This window comes from Kineobactrum salinum, from assembly GCF_010669285.1.
GTDB classification, from domain to species: Bacteria; Pseudomonadota; Gammaproteobacteria; order Pseudomonadales; family Halieaceae; genus Kineobactrum; species Kineobactrum salinum.
The window spans coordinates 2,709,144-2,732,891 of sequence record NZ_CP048711.1; the positions used below are offsets into that span (position 1 = coordinate 2,709,144).

15 protein-coding genes, 2 tRNA genes and 3 rRNA genes are annotated in these 23,748 nt (G+C 60.5%); 15 read left to right on the forward strand and 5 right to left on the reverse strand.

From position 1 onward, the window contains the following. Positions 1-16: 16 nt before the first annotated feature. Together hemL and G3T16_RS11860 are read right to left on the reverse strand one after the other, a co-directional pair. Positions 17-1,297: a glutamate-1-semialdehyde 2,1-aminomutase gene (gene hemL / locus G3T16_RS11855; protein ID WP_163495446.1), complete on the reverse strand. Its 1,281-nt coding sequence runs from the start codon at positions 1,295-1,297 to the stop codon at positions 17-19. 100 nt (positions 1,298-1,397) lie between these two features. After that, positions 1,398-1,817 (reverse strand): CopD family protein, encoded by a 420-nt coding sequence (locus G3T16_RS11860; protein WP_163495447.1) that lies wholly within the window; start codon positions 1,815-1,817, stop codon positions 1,398-1,400. Between the two features lie 160 nt (positions 1,818-1,977). Between G3T16_RS11860 and argC the strand changes: the two genes are divergently transcribed. The 3 genes from argC (at position 1,978) to erpA (ending at position 4,274) form a co-directional block, all read left to right on the forward strand. Further along, entirely contained in the window at positions 1,978-3,009 is a 1,032-nt protein-coding gene (gene argC, locus G3T16_RS11865; RefSeq protein WP_163495448.1) for an N-acetyl-gamma-glutamyl-phosphate reductase, read from the forward strand. A gap of 6 nt (positions 3,010-3,015) precedes the next feature. Next, positions 3,016-3,849 carry a DUF6776 family protein gene (locus G3T16_RS11870; protein WP_163495449.1) on the forward strand — a complete coding sequence of 278 codons (834 nt, stop codon included), beginning with the start codon at positions 3,016-3,018 and terminating at the stop codon, positions 3,847-3,849. 71 nt (positions 3,850-3,920) lie between these two features. Next, complete coding sequence (erpA, locus tag G3T16_RS11875; RefSeq protein WP_163495450.1) at positions 3,921-4,274, forward strand: iron-sulfur cluster insertion protein ErpA; 354 nt, start codon at positions 3,921-3,923, stop codon at positions 4,272-4,274. Positions 4,275-4,283: 9 nt separating this feature from the next. On the opposite strand, the gene G3T16_RS11880 is transcribed toward erpA, so the two are convergent. Continuing rightward, a complete protein-coding gene (locus G3T16_RS11880) occupies positions 4,284-5,456 on the reverse strand; it encodes an anhydro-N-acetylmuramic acid kinase (RefSeq protein WP_269473301.1) in 1,173 nt (390 codons plus the stop codon). Beyond that, positions 5,443-6,852 carry a peptidoglycan DD-metalloendopeptidase family protein gene (locus tag G3T16_RS11885; protein ID WP_163495452.1) on the reverse strand — a complete coding sequence of 470 codons (1,410 nt, stop codon included), beginning with the start codon at positions 6,850-6,852 and terminating at the stop codon, positions 5,443-5,445. Before G3T16_RS11885 ends, G3T16_RS11880 begins: the two co-directional genes overlap by 14 nt. Before the next feature lie 389 nt (positions 6,853-7,241). Here G3T16_RS11885 and tyrS point away from each other — a divergent pair, with 389 nt between their 5' ends. From tyrS to G3T16_RS11940, 11 genes are all read left to right on the forward strand, one after another. Beyond that, positions 7,242-8,552: a tyrosine--tRNA ligase gene (gene tyrS, locus G3T16_RS11890; RefSeq protein ID WP_163495453.1), complete on the forward strand. Its 1,311-nt coding sequence runs from the start codon at positions 7,242-7,244 to the stop codon at positions 8,550-8,552. A gap of 492 nt (positions 8,553-9,044) precedes the next feature. Continuing rightward, positions 9,045-10,578: ribosomal RNA gene (locus tag G3T16_RS11895) — 16S ribosomal RNA — on the forward strand. Between the two features lie 107 nt (positions 10,579-10,685). Beyond that, a tRNA-Ile gene (locus G3T16_RS11900) sits at positions 10,686-10,762 on the forward strand. A 5-nt stretch (positions 10,763-10,767) separates the two neighbouring features. Continuing rightward, positions 10,768-10,843: transfer RNA gene (locus G3T16_RS11905), tRNA-Ala, on the forward strand. 370 nt (positions 10,844-11,213) lie between these two features. After that, positions 11,214-14,317: ribosomal RNA gene (locus G3T16_RS11910) — 23S ribosomal RNA — on the forward strand. 225 nt (positions 14,318-14,542) lie between these two features. After that, positions 14,543-14,658, forward strand: a 5S ribosomal RNA gene (gene rrf, locus G3T16_RS11915). The 16S, 23S and 5S rRNA genes sit together here with 2 tRNA genes alongside, the layout of an rRNA operon. 107 nt (positions 14,659-14,765) lie before the next feature. After that, complete coding sequence (arfB, locus tag G3T16_RS11920) at positions 14,766-15,179, forward strand: alternative ribosome rescue aminoacyl-tRNA hydrolase ArfB (protein ID WP_163495454.1); 414 nt, start codon at positions 14,766-14,768, stop codon at positions 15,177-15,179. 1 nt (position 15,180) lies between these two features. After that, the gene (locus G3T16_RS11925) at positions 15,181-16,140 is read left to right on the forward strand and encodes a hypothetical protein (protein ID WP_163495455.1); all 960 of its coding nucleotides are present in this window, start codon (positions 15,181-15,183) and stop codon (positions 16,138-16,140) included. A 35-nt stretch (positions 16,141-16,175) separates the two neighbouring features. Further along, positions 16,176-17,999 carry a hypothetical protein gene (locus G3T16_RS11930; protein WP_163495456.1) on the forward strand — a complete coding sequence of 608 codons (1,824 nt, stop codon included), beginning with the start codon at positions 16,176-16,178 and terminating at the stop codon, positions 17,997-17,999. A gap of 115 nt (positions 18,000-18,114) precedes the next feature. Further along, positions 18,115-19,347, forward strand: a complete 1,233-nt coding sequence (locus G3T16_RS11935; protein ID WP_163495457.1) for an HD-GYP domain-containing protein — start codon at positions 18,115-18,117, stop codon at positions 19,345-19,347. Between the two features lie 33 nt (positions 19,348-19,380). Continuing rightward, positions 19,381-20,676 carry a putative bifunctional diguanylate cyclase/phosphodiesterase gene (locus G3T16_RS11940; protein WP_163495458.1) on the forward strand — a complete coding sequence of 432 codons (1,296 nt, stop codon included), beginning with the start codon at positions 19,381-19,383 and terminating at the stop codon, positions 20,674-20,676. Between the two features lie 54 nt (positions 20,677-20,730). Here G3T16_RS11940 and G3T16_RS11945 read toward each other — a convergent pair whose 3' ends face one another. Beyond that, positions 20,731-23,070, reverse strand: a complete 2,340-nt coding sequence (locus G3T16_RS11945; RefSeq protein WP_163495459.1) for a Tex family protein — start codon at positions 23,068-23,070, stop codon at positions 20,731-20,733. 129 nt (positions 23,071-23,199) lie between these two features. Between G3T16_RS11945 and G3T16_RS11950 the strand changes: the two genes are divergently transcribed. After that, a complete protein-coding gene (locus tag G3T16_RS11950) occupies positions 23,200-23,706 on the forward strand; it encodes a SixA phosphatase family protein (RefSeq protein WP_163495460.1) in 507 nt (168 codons plus the stop codon). The last annotated feature ends 42 nt before the right edge of the window (positions 23,707-23,748 follow it).

Here is a 23,748-nt window from a genome sequence, read left to right on the forward strand (position 1 = left end):
GGCGGATACTCCTGATTCAGAGACTGGCGAAGGCGCTGCGGGCGGCTGTCACGGTCTGCTCGATGTCGGCATCGCTGTGGGCCGAGGACATGAAGCCGGCCTCGTAGGAAGCGGGCGCCAGATACACGCCCTGCTGCAGCATCTGGTGGAAGAAACGGTTGAAGGCGGCGGTGTCGCAGGCCATCACCTGGGCGTAATTGCTGACCGCCTCCGCGGCAGTGAAAAAGCCGCCGAACATGCTGCCCGCGTGATTGGTGGTGAAAGCCACGCCGGCGTCGCTGGCCGCCCGCTCCAGCCCCGCGCAGAGCTGGGCCGTGTGGGTGAATATCGGCTCATAGAAGCCGGGAGCCGAGATGACTTCCAGCGTCGCCAGCCCGGCGGCCATCGCCACCGGGTTACCGGACAGGGTGCCAGCCTGGTAGACCGGCCCCAGCGGTGCGATCTGCTCCATGATTTCACGTTTGCCGCCGAATGCGCCCACTGGCATGCCGCCGCCGATGACTTTCCCCAGGCAGGTCAGATCCGCCTCAATCCCATAGTAGCCCTGCGCTCCCTGCAGGCCGAAGCGGAAACCGGTCATCACCTCGTCCACAATCAATACTGCGCCGTGGGCGCTGCACAGCTCACGCATGGTCTCCAGGAAGCCCGGTTGCGGCGGGATGCAGTTCATGTTGCCCGCCACCGGCTCGACGATCACGCAGGCGATGCGATCACCGTGCTCGGCGAAGGCCTGGCGCAGACCCTCGCTGTCGTTGTAGGTCAGGGTCATGGTGTGGTCCGCCAGCGCTGCCGGAACGCCCGGGGAACTGGGCACACCCAGAGTCAGGGCGCCGGAGCCGGCCTTGACCAGGAGGGAGTCGGAATGGCCGTGGTAGCAGCCCTCGAACTTGACGATGCTGTCGCGACCGGTGAAGCCGCGGGCCAGGCGGATGGCGCTCATCGTGGCTTCGGTGCCCGAGTTGACCATTCGCACCAGATCCATGCCCGGCATGATCTCGCAGATCCGGTCGGCCAGCCGGGTTTCCAACTCCGTGGGGGTGCCGAAGCTCAGGCCCTTCTCGCACTGGCGAATCACCGCTTCACGTACCTGCGGGTGATTGTGGCCCATCAGCATCGGCCCCCAGGACAGCACATAGTCAATATAGCGCCTGCCTTCACAGTCGTAGATATAGGGCCCCTCACTGCGTTCAATGAATATCGGAGTGCCCCCCACCGCCTTGAAGGCGCGCACCGGCGAGTTCACGCCACCGGGTATGTGGTGCTGGGCCTGTTCGAACAATTGTTCTGATGTACTCATGAGTCGGGATCCTGGAACCTGGGAAGCGAGAGTGGCTGCCGTATGGCAACCCTGATTATCCAATTGGCGGGGGCCAATTTCCAGCGCCGGCCGGGCGTATTCAAAATGGTCGTACAACGGCCAGGATGATGATCGCAAACAGAAACAGCACCGGCACTTCGTTGAAAAAGCGAAAATACACATGCCCGTGGCGGTTGTTGTCCGCGATTGCCGCGCGCACATGGCGGCCGCACAGCAGATGATAGCCAATCAGGCAGGCGACGCCGGCGAGCTTGAGCCACAGCCAGCCGGCAGTCATATAATAAGCCGGATTGGTAGCGATCAGAGCGAGCCCGAAACCGACAGTCAGCAGCATGAACGGCGTGACGAATCGGTACAGCTTGCCTGCCATCAGTGCCAGCTGGGCGCGGGTGGCGGCATCCTCGCTGGCGGCAAAATACACCAGGATCCGCGGCAGATAGAACAGGCCTGCAAACCAGCACACCATGAAAATGAGATGAAACGCTTTTAGCCAGAGCATAGCAGCCGGTCCCGACAGTCGCCGTGGATATGTAAAGATCCAATATTAACAGTTATGCTGTCCGGGATTGGTTTTATACTGGCGTACTGTCCGGTACCAGCTTGTCGCTGCCACAGTATGGTGGCAGCGCCGGCTGTTTGCAAAATGCACGGGAGCACTAATGATCAGGGTGGGAATTGTGGGCGGCACCGGTTATACCGGTGTCGAGTTGTTGCGCTTGCTGGCCATGCACGAAGGGGTGGAGGTGGTGACCATTACCTCCCGGGCGGAGGCGGGGCGCCGGGTCGATGAACAGTTTCCCAACCTGCGCGGCTACTACCAGCTGGCATTTGCCGAACCCGACCCGGGTGTACTGGCCAGCTGTGACCTGGTGTTCTTCGCCACGCCGCACAATGTGGCCATGCAACTGGTGCCGGAACTGCTGGCAGCAGGCACCCGGATCGTGGACCTGTCGGCGGACTACCGCATCCGCGATGCGGCCCTGTGGTCGCAGTGGTACGGTGAGCCGCACGCCAGCCCCGACTTGCTGGCTCACGCGGTATATGGCCTGCCCGAAGTGAATCGGGAGCAGATCCGCCAGGCCCAGCTGGTGGCCTGCCCCGGCTGCTATCCCACCGCGATCCAGCTGGGCTGGATTCCGTTGCTGGCCAGGGGGCTGGTGGCACCGGAGGGGCTGATTGCCAGCGCCGCCAGTGGTGCCAGCGGCGCCGGGCGCCAGGCCAAGGTGGACAACCTGCTCAGCGAGACGGCAGGCAGCTTCAAGGCCTATGGTGCAGCCGGGCATCGCCATCTGCCGGAGATCGAGCAGGGCCTGGGTGACGTCGCCGGCGGCCCGGTAGCGGTCACCTTCGTGCCGCACCTGTTGCCGATCGTGCGCGGCATCCACGCCACACTGTTTGCTCGCTTGCTGGCATCCCCGCCGGATCTGCAGGCTCTGTTCGAGGACTATTACCGGGACGAGCCCTTTGTCGATGTACTGCCGGCCGGGGTTCTGCCCCAGACCCGCACCGTCAAGGGCGCCAATCGCTGCCAGCTGTCTGTCATTGTGCCGCAGCAGCGCGACACGGTCGTGGTACTGTCGGTGATCGATAACCTGGTCAAGGGTGCCTCGGGCCAGGCCGTACAAAACATGAACATCATGTTCGGCCTGCCCGAAACCGCCGGTCTGGAGCAGATCGGCCTGCTGCCCTGAGCTGCTGTGGACAACGATCTGAACCGGGCCGCCAACGGCCGCACTTATTCCCGCCACCGCCACCGCCAGATCGCGGTCGTGGTGGCGACGCTGGTGGCAGCGCTGATGCTGGGCCTGGGCTTTTTTCTGGGCCGCGCCGCCGCATTCAGTGGCGCCGGCGTCGATCCGGTACAGTACCGGCAACAGACCACCGAGCTGGCCGGCGCGCGGGAGCAATTGGCGGCCCGGGAGCGCGAACTGGCCATGCTCGATACCCGTCACCAGGTGGATCGGGCTTCGCTGGAACTGGTGCGGCGGGAGCTGGCGGCGCAAAAAGAGCAGATCGCGGGCCTGGAGGAAGGGGTCCGGTTTTACCGCAGCTTGATGGCGCCCGGCGAGATCGCCCAGGGGTTCAGCCTGCGCGCCCTTGAACTGGTCGCCAGGGATGAGCCGCGGCGTTTTGGCTTTCGTATCGTGGCCCAGCAGGAAGCCCGCAAACACACGCCGATGAGCGGTGAGCTCTATGCCGAGGTGCACGGCCAGCTTGACGGCGAGAGCCACAGCTTTCCCCTGGCACTACTGAGCGATGACCTGGAGGACGCGGTTCAGCCTCTGCGATTTCGCTATTTTCAGTCCATCGAGGGTGAACTTGTCCTGCCCGCCGGCTTTGAGCCGCAGTTTGTCAGCGTGGCGGCGACCATATCCTCCCCCGCAAGGTCGAGGCGCGGGAGCAATATGCCTGGCAGGTACAGCAGAAGTTCACCCAGGTCGGGAAGTGACCGCCGCAATCGCGCCACCGGGGCGAAGGGCGCGGGCGAGTGCCTCGCCTCAATGGTGGTATCGGCGACTAAAGTTGACTAGTTTACTTGGTTTTTGGATAATGCCGCTTTGCAAGCGGTTAAAGTGGACGCCGCGCGTCCCAGAGAGCGACTATGTCGGTAGCGGAATCATTCAATCCCAGCGGTATCAACCTGTCGGCCCAGGCCGTGCAGAAGGTGCGTGAGCTGGTGGAGGAAGAGCAGAATCCGGACCTGAAATTACGGGTCTACATTACCGGTGGCGGCTGCTCGGGCTTCCAGTATGGTTTCACGTTTGAGGATGCCGCCGCGGATGACGATACCGTGATCGAGCGCGAGGGAGTGGCGGTGCTGGTCGACCCGATGAGCTTCCAGTACCTGGTTGGTTCGGAGGTTGACTATACCGAAGGCCTGGAAGGCTCGCGTTTCGTCATCAACAACCCCAATGCAACCACGACCTGCGGCTGTGGGGCTTCGTTCTCCATCTGATATCTGGTGTCAGCCGGGGTCACCTGAAATGACCGCGCCGTCGTTTGAACGCCCGGCCGCCGGGTAAATCCCTCCCAGTACCCGTGTTCCCGCTGCTCCGGTGACCTGCGGCGCGTTGCCTGCCAGGCCTTCCATGCTGCGCCAGGCGAGCCAGGCAAATGCCGCCGCCTCTACCCATTCGGGATCAATCCCCAGCACTGCTGTGGTATCCAGGCGGGCTGGCGCCAGCTTCTGATAGAGCCGCCGCATCAGGTCCGTGTTGCGGGCGCCTCCCCCGCAGACATACACCTCGTCCACACGCAATTCCCAGTTCCCGATGGCTCGCGCGATGGAGGCAGCGGTGAATTCCGCCAGCGTTGCCTGTACATCGCGCGGGTCCAGGGCGGGCATTGCCCGCAAGCAATCGTCCAGCCAGTCGAGGTTGAATGCCTCCTTGCCCGTACTGCGGGGGCCGCAGCGCGCCATATAGGGATGCGCTTCCAGGGCCTTCAGCAACGTGGCTGACACCGTTCCTTCTGCGGACCATTGTCCATGCTGGTCGTAGCGTGCCGCCTGGTGCCGATTGATCCAGTGATCCAGCAGAGTGTTGCCCGGGCCGGTGTCAAAGCCGGCGCTGAGCGTAAGTCCGGCGAGCAGGCTGACGTTGGCAATGCCACCGATATTGACGATTGCTCGGTTGCGGTCCGGCGCAGCAAAGGCCGCGGCATGGAATGCGGGCGCCAGTGGCGCTCCCTCGCCGCCGGCGGCCATGTCACGGCGGCGAAAATCCGCAACCGTGGTGATACCAGTCAGCTCCGCTATGGTGTTGGGGTCGCCGATCTGCAGGGTAAAAGGCGCAGTGCGATCGGCGGAGGGCGGGCGATGGCGTATGGTTTGGCCGTGGCTGCCGATGGCGTTGATGTCAGCGCTGACCAATCCGGCCTCGGCCAGCAGATCCAGACTCGCGGTCGCAAACAACGTGCCCAGATCCCGGTCAAGCCTGCCCAGCGCCTCGATTTCATTGTCGCCCGGCTGGCTGATGGCGGCGATGCGGGCGCGCAGGGTTGCGGGTATCGGGGCTTCCCGTGCCGCCAGCAGTTTGATGGTATTGCCGCCGCAGTCGAGCAGGGCGCAATCGACGGCATCAATACTGGTGCCGGACATCAGCCCCAGATAGAGAGAAGATTGTTTAGGGGGCTGCAGCTTTTATTTCCGCCGTATCGTTCAGGGCCAGCCGGGTATCGGATTGGAGTGATGCCAGCTGCCTGGAAGCACCGGCGATGCTGGCCTGGAAGGCTGGCAATTCCGCTGCCGCGAGGACTTTGGCCTTGGGCAGCTGCTTGTGGATCTTGCGGGGATCGCGATGCACGCCGTTGACCAGGAATTCGTAGTGCAAATGGGGCCCGGTGGCCGCTCCAGTGGCGCCCACGGTGCCGATTACCTGGCCCTGGCTGACCCGCTGCCCCTGCTTCACCTTGCGTTGGTGCAGGTGCAGGTAGTGGGTGACATACTGATCGCCGTGCTTCAGGAACAGATAGTTGCCATTGGCCCGTGTGTAACCCGACTTGATCACTTTGCCATCGCCTGCGGCGTACACCGGAGTGCCGGTCGGTGCCGCATAGTCGGTGCCGCGGTGTGGACGGGTGGTCTTGTAGATCGGATGCAGGCGCCGCATGTTGAAATTGGAGCTGATCCGGGTGAAATCCACAGGCGCCAGCAAAAAGGCCTTGCGCATGCTGGTGCCGTCTTCGCTGTAATAGCCCACGTCACCGTGACTGTCTTCGTAGCGGAACGCATTCCAGGTCTTGCCCCGGTTGGTAAAGGACGCGGCTATGATGGTGCCGTCCCTGTATTTTTCACCGTCCAGGTAGTGCTCTTCATAGACGAGGTGGAAAGTGTCGCCCTGGCGCGGGTCCTGGACAAAATCGATGACGCCGCCAAAAATATTGGCCAGATCCATGATCAACTGGTGCGACAACCCTGCATCCTGGCCCGCCATGAACAGGGAGGAGGTGATCTCCGCGCTGACCCGGGATTCCCTTGGTTCGGTCTCGCGCACTTGCCGCTCGGTCTTGAAACCGCCTTCTTCACGGCGAAACGTCAGCGACTCCAGCGGGGAAATGACATGACGCACCGCCAGCAGGCTGCCGTCTTCGGCTGTCTGGAAGGCGATGGTCTGCCGGGGAAAGATACGCGCCAGCGCCTTGCCCTCCGGCGCTTCGTTGACAACCCGGTGCAGGTCCGCATCGCTGAACCCGGCACGATTGAATATCAGTGACAGGTTGTCGCCGGGGCGTACGGTCTGTTCGACCCAGCTCGGGCGGGCGGGGGTGGATTCGGCCAGTCCGGCGTCAGTTATCAGGCTGGCGGTGACCGGAGAGGCGTTGACCTCTATCGGAGCCAGTAAACCCTCTTCCAGGGGGAAATCCAGCTCCAGACCGCTGTGCTTGTTGGCTTCCACTCCGCCCGACGGAGTGAGAATGGTGGTCAGAGCTACGCCGGCGGTAAGCAACCCCACCGCCAGCAAGTGCTTGCGGGGTATCGGAATCTGGTTGCTGACCCTGGCCGTGGCTCCTCTGGATTTTCTGGATGACTGCATTATATTGCGATCGCGATTGGCTCGGTTCCCGGAGTATATAAAACTTTGCCGCTGACAAAAAGGTGCGATAGAACTTAATGAATGGCACTGGTCTTTAACGATTGGGTGCCAATAATCCGGTCACTACTGCCGGAGAGTACTTTCGAGACATGCCGTACCCAAAGCACTCGCTGCGCTCATGGGGCAGGCTCTGAATCCATCCATGGAGGCTCGGATGCGACATCCATGTCGCATACGGTCTCGAAAGTACTCTCCGGCAGTAGCGTCCTCGCATTGAAGCAGCCTTAAGTAAGTGCCATTCAACTTAAGGTTTGCTTTTGTGAGGGGGTATTGTATGGTTTGCGCCCCCCAGAATTGCGTCCTGCACGCGTTGAGCCGGGAGTCTCCCGATGAGTAGCAATGCCCTTTTAGCGGATCTTGGCGCCCGCGGCCTGATCTTCCAGATTGCGGGCGAGGAAGGCCTGTCGGGCTGGCTCGATGGCGGCATGCGCACCCTGTATTGCGGTTTCGACCCTACTGCGGACAGCCTTCATATCGGTTCACTGGTGCCGCTATTGATGCTGCGGCGCTTCCAGCTGGCCGGACACAAGCCCCTGGCCCTGGTGGGAGGGGCCACCGGGCTTATTGGCGACCCCTCCTTCAAGGCCCAGGAAAGGCAGCTCAATACGCCGGAGGTGGTGGGAGACTGGGTGGAGCGGATCGGCGCCCAGGTCTCGCAATTTGTGGATTTTGATGCGGGCCCCCGCTCTGCAGAAGTGGTCAATAACCTGGACTGGATACAGGGCCTGGATGTGCTGACCTTCCTGCGCGACGTCGGCAAGCACTTCTCGGTCAACTCGATGATACAGAAAGAGTCGGTCAAGCAGCGCCTTGAGCGCGAAGGCAGTGGCATCAGCTTTACCGAGTTCAGCTACATGATTTTGCAGTCGCTGGACTTTGCCGAGCTCAGCAGGCGCCATGACTGCAGCCTGCAACTTGGCGGCTCCGACCAGTGGGGCAACATCACAGGCGGGATAGATCTGACCCGGCGCATGTATGGCCGGCAGGTGTTCGGCCTGACCATGCCGTTGGTGACCAAGGCGGACGGTAGCAAGTTCGGCAAGACTGAATCCGGCACCATATGGCTGGACCCGGCACGAACCTCTCCCTATGCCTTCTACCAGTTCTGGCTCAACGCAGCTGATGCGGATGTGTACCGCTTTCTCAAGTACTTTACCTTTCTGCCGGTGGCCGAGATCGAGTCGTTGGAACAGGCCGATGCCAGACGCGAGGGCCGTCCGGAGGCCCAGTCTGTGCTGGCCCGCGAGGTCACCCGCCTGGTCCACGGGGAGGCGGGGCTGGTGGCCGCGCAGCGTATTAGCGAAGCGCTGTTCAGTGGTGAGTTGAGCTCGCTGGCGGAGGAAGATCTGCTGCAGTTGCGCCTGGATGGGCTGCCAGCGTCGGTGCTGCGGGTTTCCGCCCTGCCGGACACCTTCACCCAGCTGCTGACGGAGTCCGGCATGGCCGCTTCCGGCAAGCAGGTCAAGGATGCGCTGGGGAGGCAGGCGGTGACCTTGAACGATCGGGCCGTAGGGTGGGATGACAATGCCCGGGTGGCAGAGTGTCTGACGGCAGCCAGTGCACTGTATGGCCGGTTCTTTATTGCCCGTCTCGGCAAGAAGAAATACCACTTGTTCGAGCTGGAAAGCGCTGTCGACTGAGCCGGGCAGACTGGTAATTTTGGGCATTCTGGACTATTTTTTTCAAAGGCCTTGCGCGTTTCGTTGCCGCTGCGTATAGTTCGCCTCCTTCCGCTGTGACGCGGCCTCGGAAGGCCACCAAAACAACCTTGCTTTCAACAGCTTAGGTAATACAGGTGGGGCAGATTCGAAGTTGGCAGCCAGTGCGAAATATCGCAAATAGTTGTTGCTTTCGGAGCTTCCGCCGGTATAATACGCGTCCCTTGTCGAGGCACTGTCCCGGCGAGACACCACGGTCCTGGCGACCCTGGGCTATTTAACAAAGAAACGAAGACAGATGTGTGGGCACTTGTTGAGATAGTTGTCACAACTATCAGACACAACAAGTGACTCATCGATTCATTAGTTTGGATTATGATTTCAAATTGTGTCTGAGCCGAGATTTGGATGTTGAAGTGAGGCAATCACGTAAACATCCCCTCTTGTACTTTTTGGGTGCAGAGGTAAAAGATTAAACTGAAGAGTTTGATCATGGCTCAGATTGAACGCTGGCGGCAGGCCTAACACATGCAAGTCGAGCGCGAAAGCCCTTCGGGGTGAGTAGAGCGGCGGACGGGTGAGTAACGCGTAGGAATCTACCTGGTAGTGGGGGACAACTCGGGGAAACTCGAGCTAATACCGCATACGCCCTACGGGGGAAAGCGGGGGATCTTCGGACCTCGCGCTATCGGATGAGCCTGCGTTGGATTAGCTAGTTGGTGGGGTAAAGGCTCACCAAGGCGACGATCCATAGCTGGTCTGAGAGGATGATCAGCCACACCGGGACTGAGACACGGCCCGGACTCCTACGGGAGGCAGCAGTGGGGAATATTGCGCAATGGGCGAAAGCCTGACGCAGCCATGCCGCGTGTGTGAAGAAGGCCTTCGGGTTGTAAAGCACTTTCAATTGGGAAGAAAGGCAGCGTGTTAATAGCACGTTGCTGTGACATTACCTTTAGAAGAAGCACCGGCTAACTCCGTGCCAGCAGCCGCGGTAATACGGAGGGTGCGAGCGTTAATCGGAATTACTGGGCGTAAAGCGCGCGTAGGCGGTTTGTTAAGTCGGATGTGAAAGCCCCGGGCTCAACCTGGGAACTGCACCCGATACTGGCCGACTAGAGTACGAGAGAGGGAGGTAGAATTCCACGTGTAGCGGTGAAATGCGTAGATATGTGGAGGAATACCGGTGGCGAAGGCGACCTCCTGGCTCGATACTGACGCTGAGGTGCGAAAGCGTGGGGAGCAAACAGGATTAGATACCCTGGTAGTCCACGCCGTAAACGATGTCTACTAGCCGTTGGGAGACTTGATTTCTTGGTGGCGCAGCTAACGCACTAAGTAGACCGCCTGGGGAGTACGGCCGCAAGGTTAAAACTCAAATGAATTGACGGGGGCCCGCACAAGCGGTGGAGCATGTGGTTTAATTCGATGCAACGCGAAGAACCTTACCAGGTCTTGACATCCTCGGAACTTTCCAGAGATGGATTGGTGCCTTCGGGAACCGAGAGACAGGTGCTGCATGGCTGTCGTCAGCTCGTGTCGTGAGATGTTGGGTTAAGTCCCGTAACGAGCGCAACCCTTGTCCTTAGTTGCCAGCACGTGATGGTGGGAACTCTAGGGAGACTGCCGGTGACAAACCGGAGGAAGGTGGGGACGACGTCAAGTCATCATGGCCCTTACGACCTGGGCTACACACGTGCTACAATGGAACGTACAGAGGGCAGCAAAGCCGCGAGGTGGAGCGAATCCCACAAAACGTTTCGTAGTCCGGATCGGAGTCTGCAACTCGACTCCGTGAAGTCGGAATCGCTAGTAATCGCGAATCAGAATGTCGCGGTGAATACGTTCCCGGGCCTTGTACACACCGCCCGTCACACCATGGGAGTGGGTTGCTCCAGAAGTGGTTAGCCTAACCTTCGGGGGGGCGATCACCACGGAGTGATTCATGACTGGGGTGAAGTCGTAACAAGGTAGCCCTAGGGGAACCTGGGGCTGGATCACCTCCTTAAACGACCGTGACCTGTTTTAGCAAGTGTCCACACATTTGTCTTCGTTTTGTTTGGTTGATGAAAGACTGTCCTAAGGGCAGGTGAATGCCGTTGGGTGCTGACTCATAGGCCTGTAGCTCAGTTGGTTAGAGCGCACCCCTGATAAGGGTGAGGTCGGCAGTTCAAATCTGCCCAGGCCTACCAATTATGGGGCTATAGCTCAGCTGGGAGAGCGCCTGCCTTGCACGCAGGAGGTCTGCGGTTCGATCCCGCATAGCTCCACCATTTACTGATTACCGATTCCTCATTCCTCTCTTTCATCACTATCAGATTCAAGCGCTTTGCAGACAGAGTGTTTGAATCTGGTTTTAACAACCGGACCGTTCTTTAACAAGGTAAATCAAGCTGAGTCTAAGAATTGTAACCTGGCACTGTGACTTCTTCGTGAAGTGGCACGTGACGGGAGCAATTCAAAGATATTGTTCTGGATGCGCTTTCAATTCGGCGTATCCAAACGAGTTGTACAAACACTGTGACTTAAGCGTCACAACATCCGGCGGGTGTGGGCTTTGATCGGCCTGCATCTCATAAGTACCTGACATACGCACAAGGGTGTCAGGGAACTGTCTCTTTGAACAGATAACTTTGGTTATATGGTCAAGCGACTAAGCGCATACGGTGGATGCCTTGGCAGTCAGAGGCGATGAAGGACGTAGTAGCCTGCGAAAAGCTTCGGGGAGTCGGCAAACAGACTGTGATCCGGAGATGTCCGAATGGGGAAACCCACTCAGTGTAAGCTGGGTATTCTTAACTGAATCCATAGGTTAAGAAGGCGAACGAGGGGAACTGAAACATCTAAGTACCCTCAGGAAAAGAAATCAATTGAGATTCCCTCAGTAGCGGCGAGCGAACGGGGAACAGCCTGCAAGTGATAGCAGTGCGGTTAGTGGAACGGTCTGGAAAGTCCGGCGATAGAGGGTGATAGCCCCGTACACGAAAACCGCGTTGTGATACTGAGCTTGCGACAAGTAGGTCGGGACACGTGTTATCTTGACTGAAGATGGGGGGACCATCCTCCAAGGCTAAATACTCCTGACTGACCGATAGTGAACCAGTACCGTGAGGGAAAGGCGAAAAGAACCCCGGAGAGGGGAGTGAAATAGATCCTGAAACCGTATGCGTACAAGCAGTGGGAGCCCGACCACTCAATCACTTTGGTGATTGAAGAGTGATTGAGTGGTCGGGTGACTGCGTACCTTTTGTATAATGGGTCAGCGACTTATTGTTTGTAGCGAGCTTAACCGCATAGGGGAGGCGTAGGGAAACCGAGTCTTAATAGGGCGACCACAGTTGCAGGCAATAGACCCGAAACCGGGCGATCTATCCATGGCCAGGCTGAAGGTTGGGTAACACTAACTGGAGGGCCGAACTCACTAATGTTGAAAAATTAGGAGATGAGCTGTGGATCGGAGTGAAAGGCTAATCAAGCCCGGAGATAGCTGGTTCTCCTCGAAATCTATTTAGGTAGAGCGTCGTGTCTTACCCTGGGGGGTAGAGCACTGTTTGGGCTAGGGGGTCATCCCGACTTACCAACCCCATGCAAACTCCGAATACCCAGGAGTACAATCACGGCAGGCAGACGGCGGGTGCTAACGTCCGTCGTCGAGAGGGCAACAACCCAGACCGCCAGCTAAGGTCCCCAATACCAGTTAAGTGGGAAACGATGTGGGAAGGCTTAGACAGCTAGGAGGTTGGCTTAGAAGCAGCCATCCTTTAAAGAAAGCGTAATAGCTCACTAGTCGAGTCGGCCTGCGCGGAAGATTTAACGGGGCTAAACTGGTAACCGAAGCTGCGGATGCGTGCATTTCACTTAAACCTATTCAAGACGCTTGTCGTCAGCTGCCGAAGGCAGGTGACGACCAAGCCCCCCGAACGTTGAATCGGCCGGGGTCTTGGTAGAGGACATTAATTTGCGAAGCAAATTATTGACTTGAATCCAGGAGCGTAGCGAGTGGGTTTAAGGAAATGCACGCATGGTAGAGGAGCGTTCTGTAAGCCGTTGAAGGTGAATCGTGAGGTTTGCTGGAGGTATCAGAAGTGCGAATGCTGACATGAGTAACGATAAGGGGGGTGAAAAACCTCCCCGCCGGAAGATCAAGGTTTCCTGCGCAACGCTAATCGGCGCAGGGTGAGTCGGCCCCTAAGGCGAGGGCGAAAGCCGTAGTCGATGGGAAACGGGTTAATATTCCCGTACTTTTTCATAATGCGATGGGGGGACGGAGAAGGCTAGGCCAGCGCGGCGATGGTTGTCCGCGTTTAAGGTTGTAGGCTGGTTGCTTAGGTAAATCCGGGCGACTAAGGTCGAGAACTGATGACGAGTGTCACTGCGAGGTGACGCGAAGTGGTTGATGCCCTGCTTCCAGGAAAAGCCTCTAAGCTTCAGTTATGAAGGAACCGTACTGTAAACCGACACAGGTGATCAGGTAGAGAATACCAAGGCGCTTGAGAGAACTCGGGTGAAGGAACTAGGCAAAATGGTACCGTAACTTCGGGAGAAGGTACGCCGGTTTGGGTGAAGGGACTTGCTCCCCTAGCCTGGGCTGGCCGAAGTGACCAGGTGGCTGCGACTGTTTATTAAAAACATAGCACTGTGCAAACACGAAAGTGGACGTATACGGTGTGACGCCTGCCCGGTGCCGGAAGGTTAATTGATGGGGTTAGCTTCGGCGAAGCTCTTGATCGAAGCCCCGGTAAACGGCGGCCGTAACTATAACGGTCCTAAGGTAGCGAAATTCCTTGTCGGGTAAGTTCCGACCTGCACGAATGGCGTAACGATGGCCACACTGTCTCCACCCGAGACTCAGTGAAATTGAAATCGCTGTTAAGATGCAGTGTACCCGCGGCTAGACGGAAAGACCCCGTGAACCTTTACTATAGCTTCACACTGGACTTTGACCTTACTTGTGTAGGATAGCTGGGAGGCTTTGAAGCGTTGGCGCTAGCCAGCGTGGAGCCAACCTTGAAATACCAGCCTGGTAATGTTGAGGTTCTAACTCAGATCCGTGATCCGGATCGAGGACAGTGTGTGGTGGGTAGTTTGACTGGGGCGGTCTCCTCCTAAAGAGTAACGGAGGAGCACGAAGGTGCGCTAATCACGGTCGGAAATCGTGAGGTTAGTGTAAAGGCACAAGCGCGCTTGACTGCGAGTCTGACAAGACGAGCAGGTACGAAAGTAGGTCTTAGTGATCCGGTGGTTCTGTATGGAAGGGCCATCGCTCAACGGATAAAAGGTACTCCGGGGATAACAGGCTGATACCGCCCAAGAGTTCACATCGACGGCGGTGTTTGGCACCTCGATGTCGGCTCATCACATCCTGGGGCTGAAGCCGGTCCCAAGGGTATGGCTGTTCGCCATTTAAAGTGGTACGCGAGCTGGGTTTAGAACGTCGTGAGACAGTTCGGTCCCTATCTGCCGTGGGCGTTGGAGAATTGAGGGAAGCTGCTCCTAGTACGAGAGGACCGGAGTGGACGAACCTCTGGTGTTCGGGTTGTCACGCCAGTGGCATTGCCCGGTAGCTACGTTCGGACAGGATAACCGCTGAAAGCATCTAAGCGGGAAGCCCCTCCCAAGATAAGTTCTCCCTGGGGACGTTGATCCCCCTGAAGGGCCGTTGAAGACTACAACGTTGATAGGCTGGGTGTGGAAGCACGGTAACGTGTTGAGCTAACCAGTACTAATTGCCCGTGAGGCTTGACCATATAACCAAGTGATTTGCGTGACGCAGTAAGGTCACGAGAGAGCGCTGGGTGTTGTGATTGAGTCACAGTGAGACGAGTAGCAAGAGGCCATTGGCTGTGTAGCCGGTGGCAGACGAAAGTCAGTACAGCGCGTGAACAGTGGTATCAGCTTGATTTACCCCCCTATTTGACAAGACGACGGCGGCGCAAAGCGCGCGTAAGACCGGACTCGGTCAAGCCAGTTTGCCTGGCGACCATAGAGCGTTGGAACCACCTGACCCCATCCCGAACTCAGTAGTGAAACGACGCATCGCCGATGGTAGTGTGGGGTCTCCCCATGTGAGAGTAGGTCATCGCCAGGCTTTAATACCCAACCCCGTGGTTCGCTGAGCCACGGGGTTTTTTACATTTGGGGTGCAGATCAGGGGTGCCTTGCACGATTGCCGGAACATTCTGATAAACTGCTCCAATGCTTGAAATTACCCCCGCGATTGTACTGCCACTGGATGAGATTGAGCTGACTCCAATCCGGGCGCAGGGCAGTGGCGGCCAGCACGTGAACAAGGTTTCCACGGCTATTCACCTGCGCTTCGACAGTCAGGCTTCGTCGCTGTCGGAGGCAGTGCGGGAAGCGATAATCAGGAGTCGTGACAGGAGGGTCTCGGCGGAGGGTGTGGTCACCATCAAGGCGCAGCGGTTCCGGAGTCAGGCACGCAACAGGCAGGATGCGCTGGAGCGATTGGCTGCGCTCATTCGCGCCAGTTGCCAGCCGCCGAAGGCCCGCGTGCCGACGCGACCCACCCTGGCGTCGAAGAAGCGGCGTCTCAACGATAAAAAAAGCCGAAGTGGTCTCAAGGCGCTGCGCCGGAATGTGGACAGCTGAATTGCCAGCTCGCGCCCTCGCCGTTTGTTTTGTGGGTCTGTTGTTGCCGCTGGTCGCCGCTGCGGCGTCGTCGTCGGGGCAAGCAGCGGTCTTGTCCCGGTTTGACCGTGCGGCCCTGGCTCTGCAACAGGCCTCGCCTGAGGCCCGCACCAATTTCGCCCGGGTCGCGCTGCTGCAGCTGGTCGAAATCTATCTCGCTGAAGCAGATCTCGCCCGCAGCGAGGCCCGCGGGCAGGCACCGGATTCACGCCTGCGTGGCTGGTCACTGGCGGTAGACCGCTATGCCAGGCAGTTGCTGCTGGTACACGAGGACGTGGCGGCGGGTGTACCGGTGTCTGTACTGGCTCATCCCGCGGGAGATATCGCGATCAGCGCAGCCGGACGGCCGGTGATTGTCAGTCATCCCCGCCAGGATCAACAGCCGGCACTGGAGCAGGCGATACTGGCGGATTTCTGTGCTGTAGAAGATTGCCAACTACTGCTGGCCGGACAGCAGGCAGACCGCGAGCCAGTGCCGCTCAGCGCCGCAAGCGGGGCCCGCCACTGGACCTTTTCCGAAGCCGGGCCCCGCTGTTCCCGGCGGGGTCTCAGTGTCCAGTTCGCGGCATCCGGTGAACTGCCCAGGCAGCGGATGCTGTGCCGGCAGCTGTTTGCAGAGCTCGATGCACTGGTGGCAGAGCTGCGCTGGCAGCGGCGCCACGGTGTGAGGCCGGACTGGGCCGCCTTGTCGCTGTCCGCCATACCCAATCAACCCCGGCACATGCTCCGGCTCAACGATGCGGGCGACAGTCTGCTGCTGAGCTTGCCGCTACTACACGGCACCCCCGGCCTGCTGACCAGCCTGCAAGGCTGGTTGCACGCCAACAGTGAGGGGGCGCCGGTGCCCGCACTGCTGCTGTCGGCCACGGAGCTGGGCTGGGAGGCGGCCGGCGCCGTTTACAGCACGTCGCCGGATCCCTAGAATCACCGGCTTTTACCCCCAGACAGGCAGCTCCGATGACTGATGACAGATCCGGCCCCCAGGCAATGGACAGCGAACCCATGTACGCGCTGGAGGACTGTGACAGCCTGCCGGTGACCGGCGGTGTGCTGTTGGTCGCCAAAGCCACCGGTGCCCGCGTTACCGTGATGCAGGAGGTGGCGATGGCATTGCAGCATTGCGCGCCATTTCGCACCCTCGACGGCCATGCCCGCCACCTGGTAGCCGTGTTTCCCCAGCTTGGCGGTAACGTCGAAGACGCGCTGCGGGTGCTCAGGCACGTGCAGGATGCGGGCTTGCTGCTGCCGGCCGCTGACATCTGCCAGCGGGTGAATGGTCCGGTGGACGCAAACGCCGAACTGGACCGGACGGTGGTCTGCATCATCACCTGTGACCGGCCCGCCGCGGTAGAGCGACTGCTGGAGTCCCTGCTTCGCGGTGCCAGGCTGGCCCGTCACAAAAAGCTGTACTTGATTGACGACTCGCGGGAGGCGGCACACTGTGCGGCCAACGAGGAGGCTGTGCAGCGCTTCAATCTGCTCAGCCCGACAGGCATGAGCTATATCGGCCCGGTGCAGCAGCAGGCGCTGCTCGGCTTTGTGATCGAGCGTCTGCCACAGAGGGAGGAGGCGATCCGCTTCCTGCTGGACCGGTCGCAATGGCAGGGGCTCGCCAGTTACGGCCGGGCCCGCACCCTGGCGCTGTTGTTGACGGTCGGCGAGCGTTGTATCGTGATGGATGATGACGTGCTGTGCGCGGCCTACAGGCTGCCCCAGCAGCACGGCGAAGTGACTTTTGGCAACGGCCAGCGCGAGGCCGATTTTTTCCGCGATACACAGGACTGGCAGCAGCAGGTTTCGCCGCTGGAGACCGACCCCCTGGCCGGCCATGGCAGCTGCCTGGGGTTGAATCTGTCGGCTGCCCTCGGGGCCCTGGGTTGTGAGACGCTGACTCCCGGGCATCTGGCTGATGGCAACGCAATCTGGTACCGCGACATCCATGCCGCCAGTCCGGTGCTGATTACCCAGTCGGGCAGTCTGGGGGATCCCGGAACCGCCACCAATGGCTGGCTGCCGAACCTGCAGCCGGTGTCGCTGCAGCGCATGCTGCGACGGCCCGGGGGTCTGTTCCAGGCGCTTTCCCAGCGCCACAACTGGCTTGGGCAGCCACAGCCCACGTTCACCAAGCGGGGTTCCATGTCGCAGCTGACCGGCCTCGACAATCGCCATGTCCTGCCGCCGTATTTTCCCGTACTGAGGGGCGAAGACCAGTTATTCGGCACGATGACGGACATCCTGTATCCGGACTCCCTGTCACTGGAATACAACTGGTCGGTGCCGCATCTGCCGCTGGAAGAACGGCGCGGCAATGGCGCCGGGGATGCTACCGTGCCCCGGGGCGGACTGTCATTGCTGGAGGGCTTCCTGTCCGGTGCCCGCTGCGCGGACGCCGGACCGGGAGTGACCACGCGCATGGAACGGCTGGCCTGCCGCCTCGACGAACTGGCCGAGCTGTCCACCTCCGGCCTGCAGGCGCAGTTTCGTACGGCACTGCTGAGAGCCCAGGCGCTGCATCTGCAGACCCTGGGCGATCGCCTGCGGGATTCCGCCAGCCTTGACGCCGACTGGCAAAGCTACCTGCAGGACAATCAGCAGGCCTGTATCCAGGCCATGCAGGAAGTGCCGGGGCTGGCCCGCTTGCCCGGTGTGCCGCGCGGGCTGGACGAAGAAGCCATTGCCGCGGGCATTCGCTCACGGGCCGCCGGTTTCGGCGCGGCCCTGCGCGCCTGGCAGGATTTGCGCAGCGTATCGGCGACGGCGGCCATGGAGCTTTTCGGCTGAAGTTGTGGCACTCTGGGTGCAGGGATTCATCAGTCGGGAGTTATGCGGGGCTCCGGTTTGTATTACGATGTCTGTCCCCCCCTTTCAATGATCAGCGGGGCTGATTTGCCGCCATATGCTCGAAATCGTCAAAATTGCCACCTCCGATCTTGAGATTGGCATGTTCGTCTCCAGTCTGGACCGGCCGTGGCTCGAAACGCCGTTTGCGCTGCAGGGGTTCCAGGTAAGCAGCGAAAACGACATTCAGATCCTGCGTCGCTATTGCCAGTACGTCTACGTCGATGTCGAGCAAAGCCGCCACAGTGGGACGCCGTTAGAGCGCAGCATCAGCTCACAGCGTCCTCGCGTTCCGAAAGCCAAGCTGTTCCCCAACCGCAAGCTGAAGACTTATCAGGACCAGGCATACTGGAAGGAGGAATACCCGAAGGCGGAAACAGCGGTCAGGGAACTTGCCTCGGGCGTGGAGAATATCTTCCGGCAGGTCAGCGATGGCGCAGCACTGGACGTGGTGCGGGTAAAGCGGTCGGTGGAGCCCATGATCGACAGTATCTCCCGCAATCCGGATGCCTGTATCTGGCTGGCGCGCATGAAGCAGCAGGACGAATATACCTATCAGCATTCACTGGCGGCTTCAATTTGGGCCGTGGCCCTGGGACGTCAATTGGGGCTGCCGCGTTCGGACCTCCGTTCGCTGGCGATAGGAGGCCTGCTGTTTGATGTCGGCAAACTGCGGGTGGACCCCGCGTTGCTCGCCGCGGACCGGAAACTGGAGCCGCATGAATGGGAGGCGGTGCGCGAGCATGTCCGCTATGGGGTGGAGATGATCGGCGAAACCGGACTGATGAATACCGATGTGATCGACATGGTGACCCACCATCACGAGCGTCACAATGGTTCAGGGTATCCCCAGGGCCTGCAGGGCGATGCCATTCCCGTGTTCGCTCGTATTGCCGCAATCGTGGATTGCTACGACGCGATTACAACCCATCGCAGTTATGCCCGGGCCATTTCGCCATCGACCGCTATCAAGATGCTGTATGATGCCAAGGACACGGATTTCCAGGCAGAACTGGTGGAGGAGTTTATCCAGGCTGTCGGTATTTACCCTGCCGGTACGCTGGTGGAACTGTCTTCGGGAGAGGTCGCGGTGGTGGTGGCGGAGTACCGGACCCGCCGTTTGCGTCCCCGGGTCATGGTATTGCTGGATGCCGACAAGAATCCCTTCGCAGAGATAAAAACCCTTGATCTGCTGCACGAAACCCACGCCGCCAATGGCGAGCCGCTGGATATAGTCAACAGCCTTGAACCCGGTGCCTTCGGGATCAACATGTCCGGCATCCAGCTCTGATGCTACGTCCTCCCTCTTTTGCCGTATCCAGCAATGTCTGATGTTCTGCATCTGGTGCCCCGCGGGGAATTTCTCGAAGTCCTGGGTGGCGCGGTTGATCATGCCCGGGAAGGGGAGGAGCACCTGGGTCTGTTGCTGGTCGACCTCGGCAACCTGGCTGCCATCAATCATCGCCATGGCTACGACATCGGTGACGGCCTGCTGAGGGAAGCCGGAAGCCAACTGCTGGCGGTGGGAAAACTGCCTGACACGGTTTTCCGTATCAGCAGCCACACGTTTGCCTTCCTGCTGCGACAACTGAACAATCCTGCCTTTATCGCCCTCGCAGTCAATCGGATTCAGCGCCTGCTGGATGAGTCCCTGTATATCGATGCCGATATGCTGCCGGTGGCAGTGAAGATCGGGTTGACGGTGAACCGGGCCGGCCGGCAGCCGGCCCACGCGATGTTGATGTCCGCCGAGGCCAGCCTGTCCCAGGTGAAACGCGGCAGAGCGCTGCAGATAGATGAGTTGATTGCCGAGGAGGCTCCACGCCAGCGGAATCTGGTGCTGGAACAGCAGTTCTCGCAGGCGCTGTACGATAACGACTTCGAGCTTTACTTTCAGCCCAAGATAGATCTTCGCAGCGGTCAGGTTTGCGGTGCCGAGGCGCTGCTGCGCTGGTCCTTGCAAGGTTACGGCTCGGTCCCCCCTGAGCAGATCGTCCAGATGGCGGAGACCTCTGGCCAGGGCTATGAACTGGCGCATTGGGTGGTCAACCGCGCCCTGCGTTATCTACGGGAGTGGCGCGGATCCTGGGAGCTGCCGCTGGCGGTGAATATCCAGGCAGGCCTCGTGAATCACCCGGACCTGGCCAACATGATCCAGGGCGCGCTGGCGATCTGGGGTGCGAGCCCGGCGATGTTGGCGGTAGAGATTACCGAGGACGCCATCATAGAGGACAAGGAGGCCGGCTTTTCCTGTCTCAAGCAGTTGCGCGCCCTGGGTTTGCAGTTGTCCATCGACGACTTCGGCACGGGCTATTCTTCACTGTCCTACTTCAGGCATATCCCCGCCACCGAATTGAAGATAGACAAGTCCTTTATCAGCCGCCTGCTGGGTGATGAGCAGGAGCGGGCGCTGGTCCGCATTATTGTCGATATCGCGCACCTGTTCGGACTGACGGTGGTGGCAGAAGGCGTGGAGGACAGTGCGACGCTGGAGGCCTTGCGTGTCCTCGACTGTGATGTGGTCCAGGGCTACTTCTTTGCGAGACCATTGCCACCACAGGAACTGCTGGACTGGTATGCGAAGCGGCGAGGCGCCGCACTCGACGATACCAGGTCCTGAAGCCCGTATTGCGTCAGCAGCGAAGCTCGAAACCCTGAACTGGACTCATTCGCCTCACGACCGATCCTTGCGGGCACTGGCGAAGGCGGCTGCCAGCGCGGTGGGGGCAGTGCTGCCGCCCCCCTGCCTGTCTCCGTCCTGCTTGGCCTTGCTGTGCGTGCGAGGCCGCTGACTGCCACGCGGTGGACGGCCTCCCGCAGTCTCCGCCGTGCGCGCCTCGGCTTTGTCATGGAGGCGCATGCTGAGTGCGATGCGCTTGCGCGGCTGATCCACTTCCATCACCTTGACCCGGACCACATCGCCGGCCTTGACCACGTCCCGGGGATCCTTGACGAAGCGCTCAGCCAGAGCCGAGATATGTACCAGACCGTCCTGGTGGACGCCGATATCGACAAAGGCGCCGAAGTTGGTCACATTGGTGACAGTCCCCTCCAGCACCATGTCCGGTTTTAGATCAGACAGTTTTTCCACGCCCTCCTGAAAGGTCGCCATGCGGAACTCCGGTCGAGGGTCCCTTCCCGGCTTGTCCAGTTCGGCGATAATGTCCTTCACGGTGGGCAGTCCCACTGAATCGCTGGTGTATTCCTCTGGACGCAGGCTGCGCAGGAAACTGCTGTCGCCTATCAGGCTGGCGATGTCTCGCTGCTGGCGGCTGGCGATGCTGGTCACCACCGGATAGGACTCGGGGTGCACCGCGGAGGCATCCAGCGGGTTGCTGCCGCCATTGACCCGCAGAAAGCCGGCGGCCTGTTCGAAGGTCTTGTCGCCAAAGCGCGCAACCTTGAGCAGGGACTTGCGATCCGGGAAACTGCCCGCCTCATCGCGGCGCGCGACGATATTGGCGGCCAGGGTCTGGTTCAGGCCGGAGACGCGCGCCAGCAGCGGCGCGGAAGCGGTGTTGACGTCGACCCCGACCGCGTTCACGCAGTCCTCAACCACGGCATCCAGCTGGCGGGCCAGCTGCACCTGGCTGACATCGTGTTGGTACTGGCCCACGCCGATGGACTTGGGTTCGATCTTGACCAGTTCCGCCAGCGGGTCCTGCAGCCGGCGGGCGATGGAGACCGCACCGCGGATGGTGACATCCAGGTCCGGGAATTCCCGGGCGGCGAATTCCGAGGCCGAATAGATGGAGGCGCCAGCCTCATTGACCATCACCTTGCGGCAGCCGAGGTCGGGGTGTTGCGCCAGCAGCTCGCCGACAAACTTGCCGGTTTCCCGGCTGGCAGTGCCGTTGCCTATCGCGATCAGCTCGACCCGGTGTTTGCGAATCAGTTGCAGCAGTTCCGCAGCGGCTTCGCGAGTGCGGTTCTGGGGCTGGTTGGGGAACAGCGCGGTGTGATCGAGCAGCTTGCCATTGGCATCCACCACCGCCACCTTGACCCCGGTGCGCAGGCCAGGGTCCATGCCGATCGTGGCCCGGGCCCCCGCGGGCGCCGCCAGCAGCAGGTCTTTCAGGTTGTTGGCAAAGACCTGGATGGCCTCCTGCTCCGCCTGCTCCCGCAATTGTCCCAGCAGATCGGTCTGCAGGTGGGTCAGCAGCTTGACCCGCCAGGTCCAGCGTACCGTGTCAGCCAGCCATTTGTCTCCGGCCCGGCCCTGGTCGCGAAGCTGCCAGTAGCCAGCGATCATGGCCTCGCAGGGATGGCTGTCGGTGGGTTTTTCCTCTGCATCCATCAGCAGGTTCAGCTGCAGGAAGCCCTCGTTGCGGCCCCGGAACATCGCCAGGGCCCGATGGGAGGGGACTCCCGCCAGCGGTTCTGTGTGTTCAAAGTAGTCCCGGAACTTGGCTCCCTCCTGCTCCTTGCCCGGTACCAGCCGCGACGCCAGCAGCGCATGGCTGTGCAGGAACTCGCGCAGCCTGGCCAGCAGGTCGGCATCCTCGGCAAAGCGCTCCATCAGGATCTGGCGGGCGCCGTCCAGCGCGGCCCTGGTATCGCCGATGCCGGCCTCGCTGTTCAGGTAGGCCGCCGCCTCCCGCTCGGGCTCCAGCTCGGGATTGCCCAGCAGCGCCTCCGCCAGCGGCTCAAGTCCCGCCTCCCGGGCGATCTGAGCCTTGGTGCGCCGCCTGGGCTTGTAGGGCAGGTACAGATCCTCGAGCCGGTTCTTGGTGTCGGCCTCCTGCAGCGCCTGTTCCAGCTGCGGGGTCAGCTTGCCCTGTTCATCGATGGACTTGAGAATCACGGCGCGCCGGTCCTCCAGTTCCCGCAGGTAGCGCAGGCGCTCGTCGAGGTGGCGCATCTGGGTATCGTCCAGGCCGCCGGTAACCTCCTTGCGGTAGCGGGAAATAAAGGGCACTGTGGCCCCATCATCCAGCAGCGTGATGGCCGCCTTGATCTGGTGTTCGGCGACGGCGAGTTCGTCGGCAATGCGTCTGGCAATGGTTGTGGTCATGGCGTCTGGGGCGGTGTCCTGAGGATAAATAGAGCGGAGCGCCATTATGCGCGAGCTGGCGCCTGAAAACGATCTGGTATTTTGTGGTGGTTTGTGTATAGGCTGGGCGCCACCAGGGAGAGATCAGGCATGAAAACACTGCATCTGTTGCGGCACGCCAAGTCTGACTGGAATGACGCCCCGCTGGCCGACCGGGAGCGCAGTCTGAATGCCCGCGGCCGTCGCGATGCGCCGGCAATGGGGCAGGCGCTGGCCGGCCTGTTGCTGGCGCCGCAGCCTATACTGCTCAGCCCCGCCCGCCGCGCGCGACAGACCCTCGAAGGCCTGTGCGAGGGCTGGCCGGCGCTGGCGTCGCTGCCCCATCGCACGGTAGAGCGCCTCTATACCTTCGACAGTGAAGATTTGCTGGGTTGGCTGCAGCAGCAGCCGGACTCGGAGCAGACCCTGTTCATTATCGGCCACAACCCGGGGCTGACCGATCTTGCCAATAAACTGGTGCCGGATTTGAGCCTGGCCAATTTGCCCACGGCCGGTTACCTGCAGCTGCAACTGCCCATCGACAGATGGCAGGCGCTATCCGGCTGCGCTGGACGGTTGACGCAGCAGTTGTTCCCGAAGCAATTGCCGCGGGACTGAATCCACGCGCCCGGGCCGCTCCGGAGCGCCGGCAGGACACGC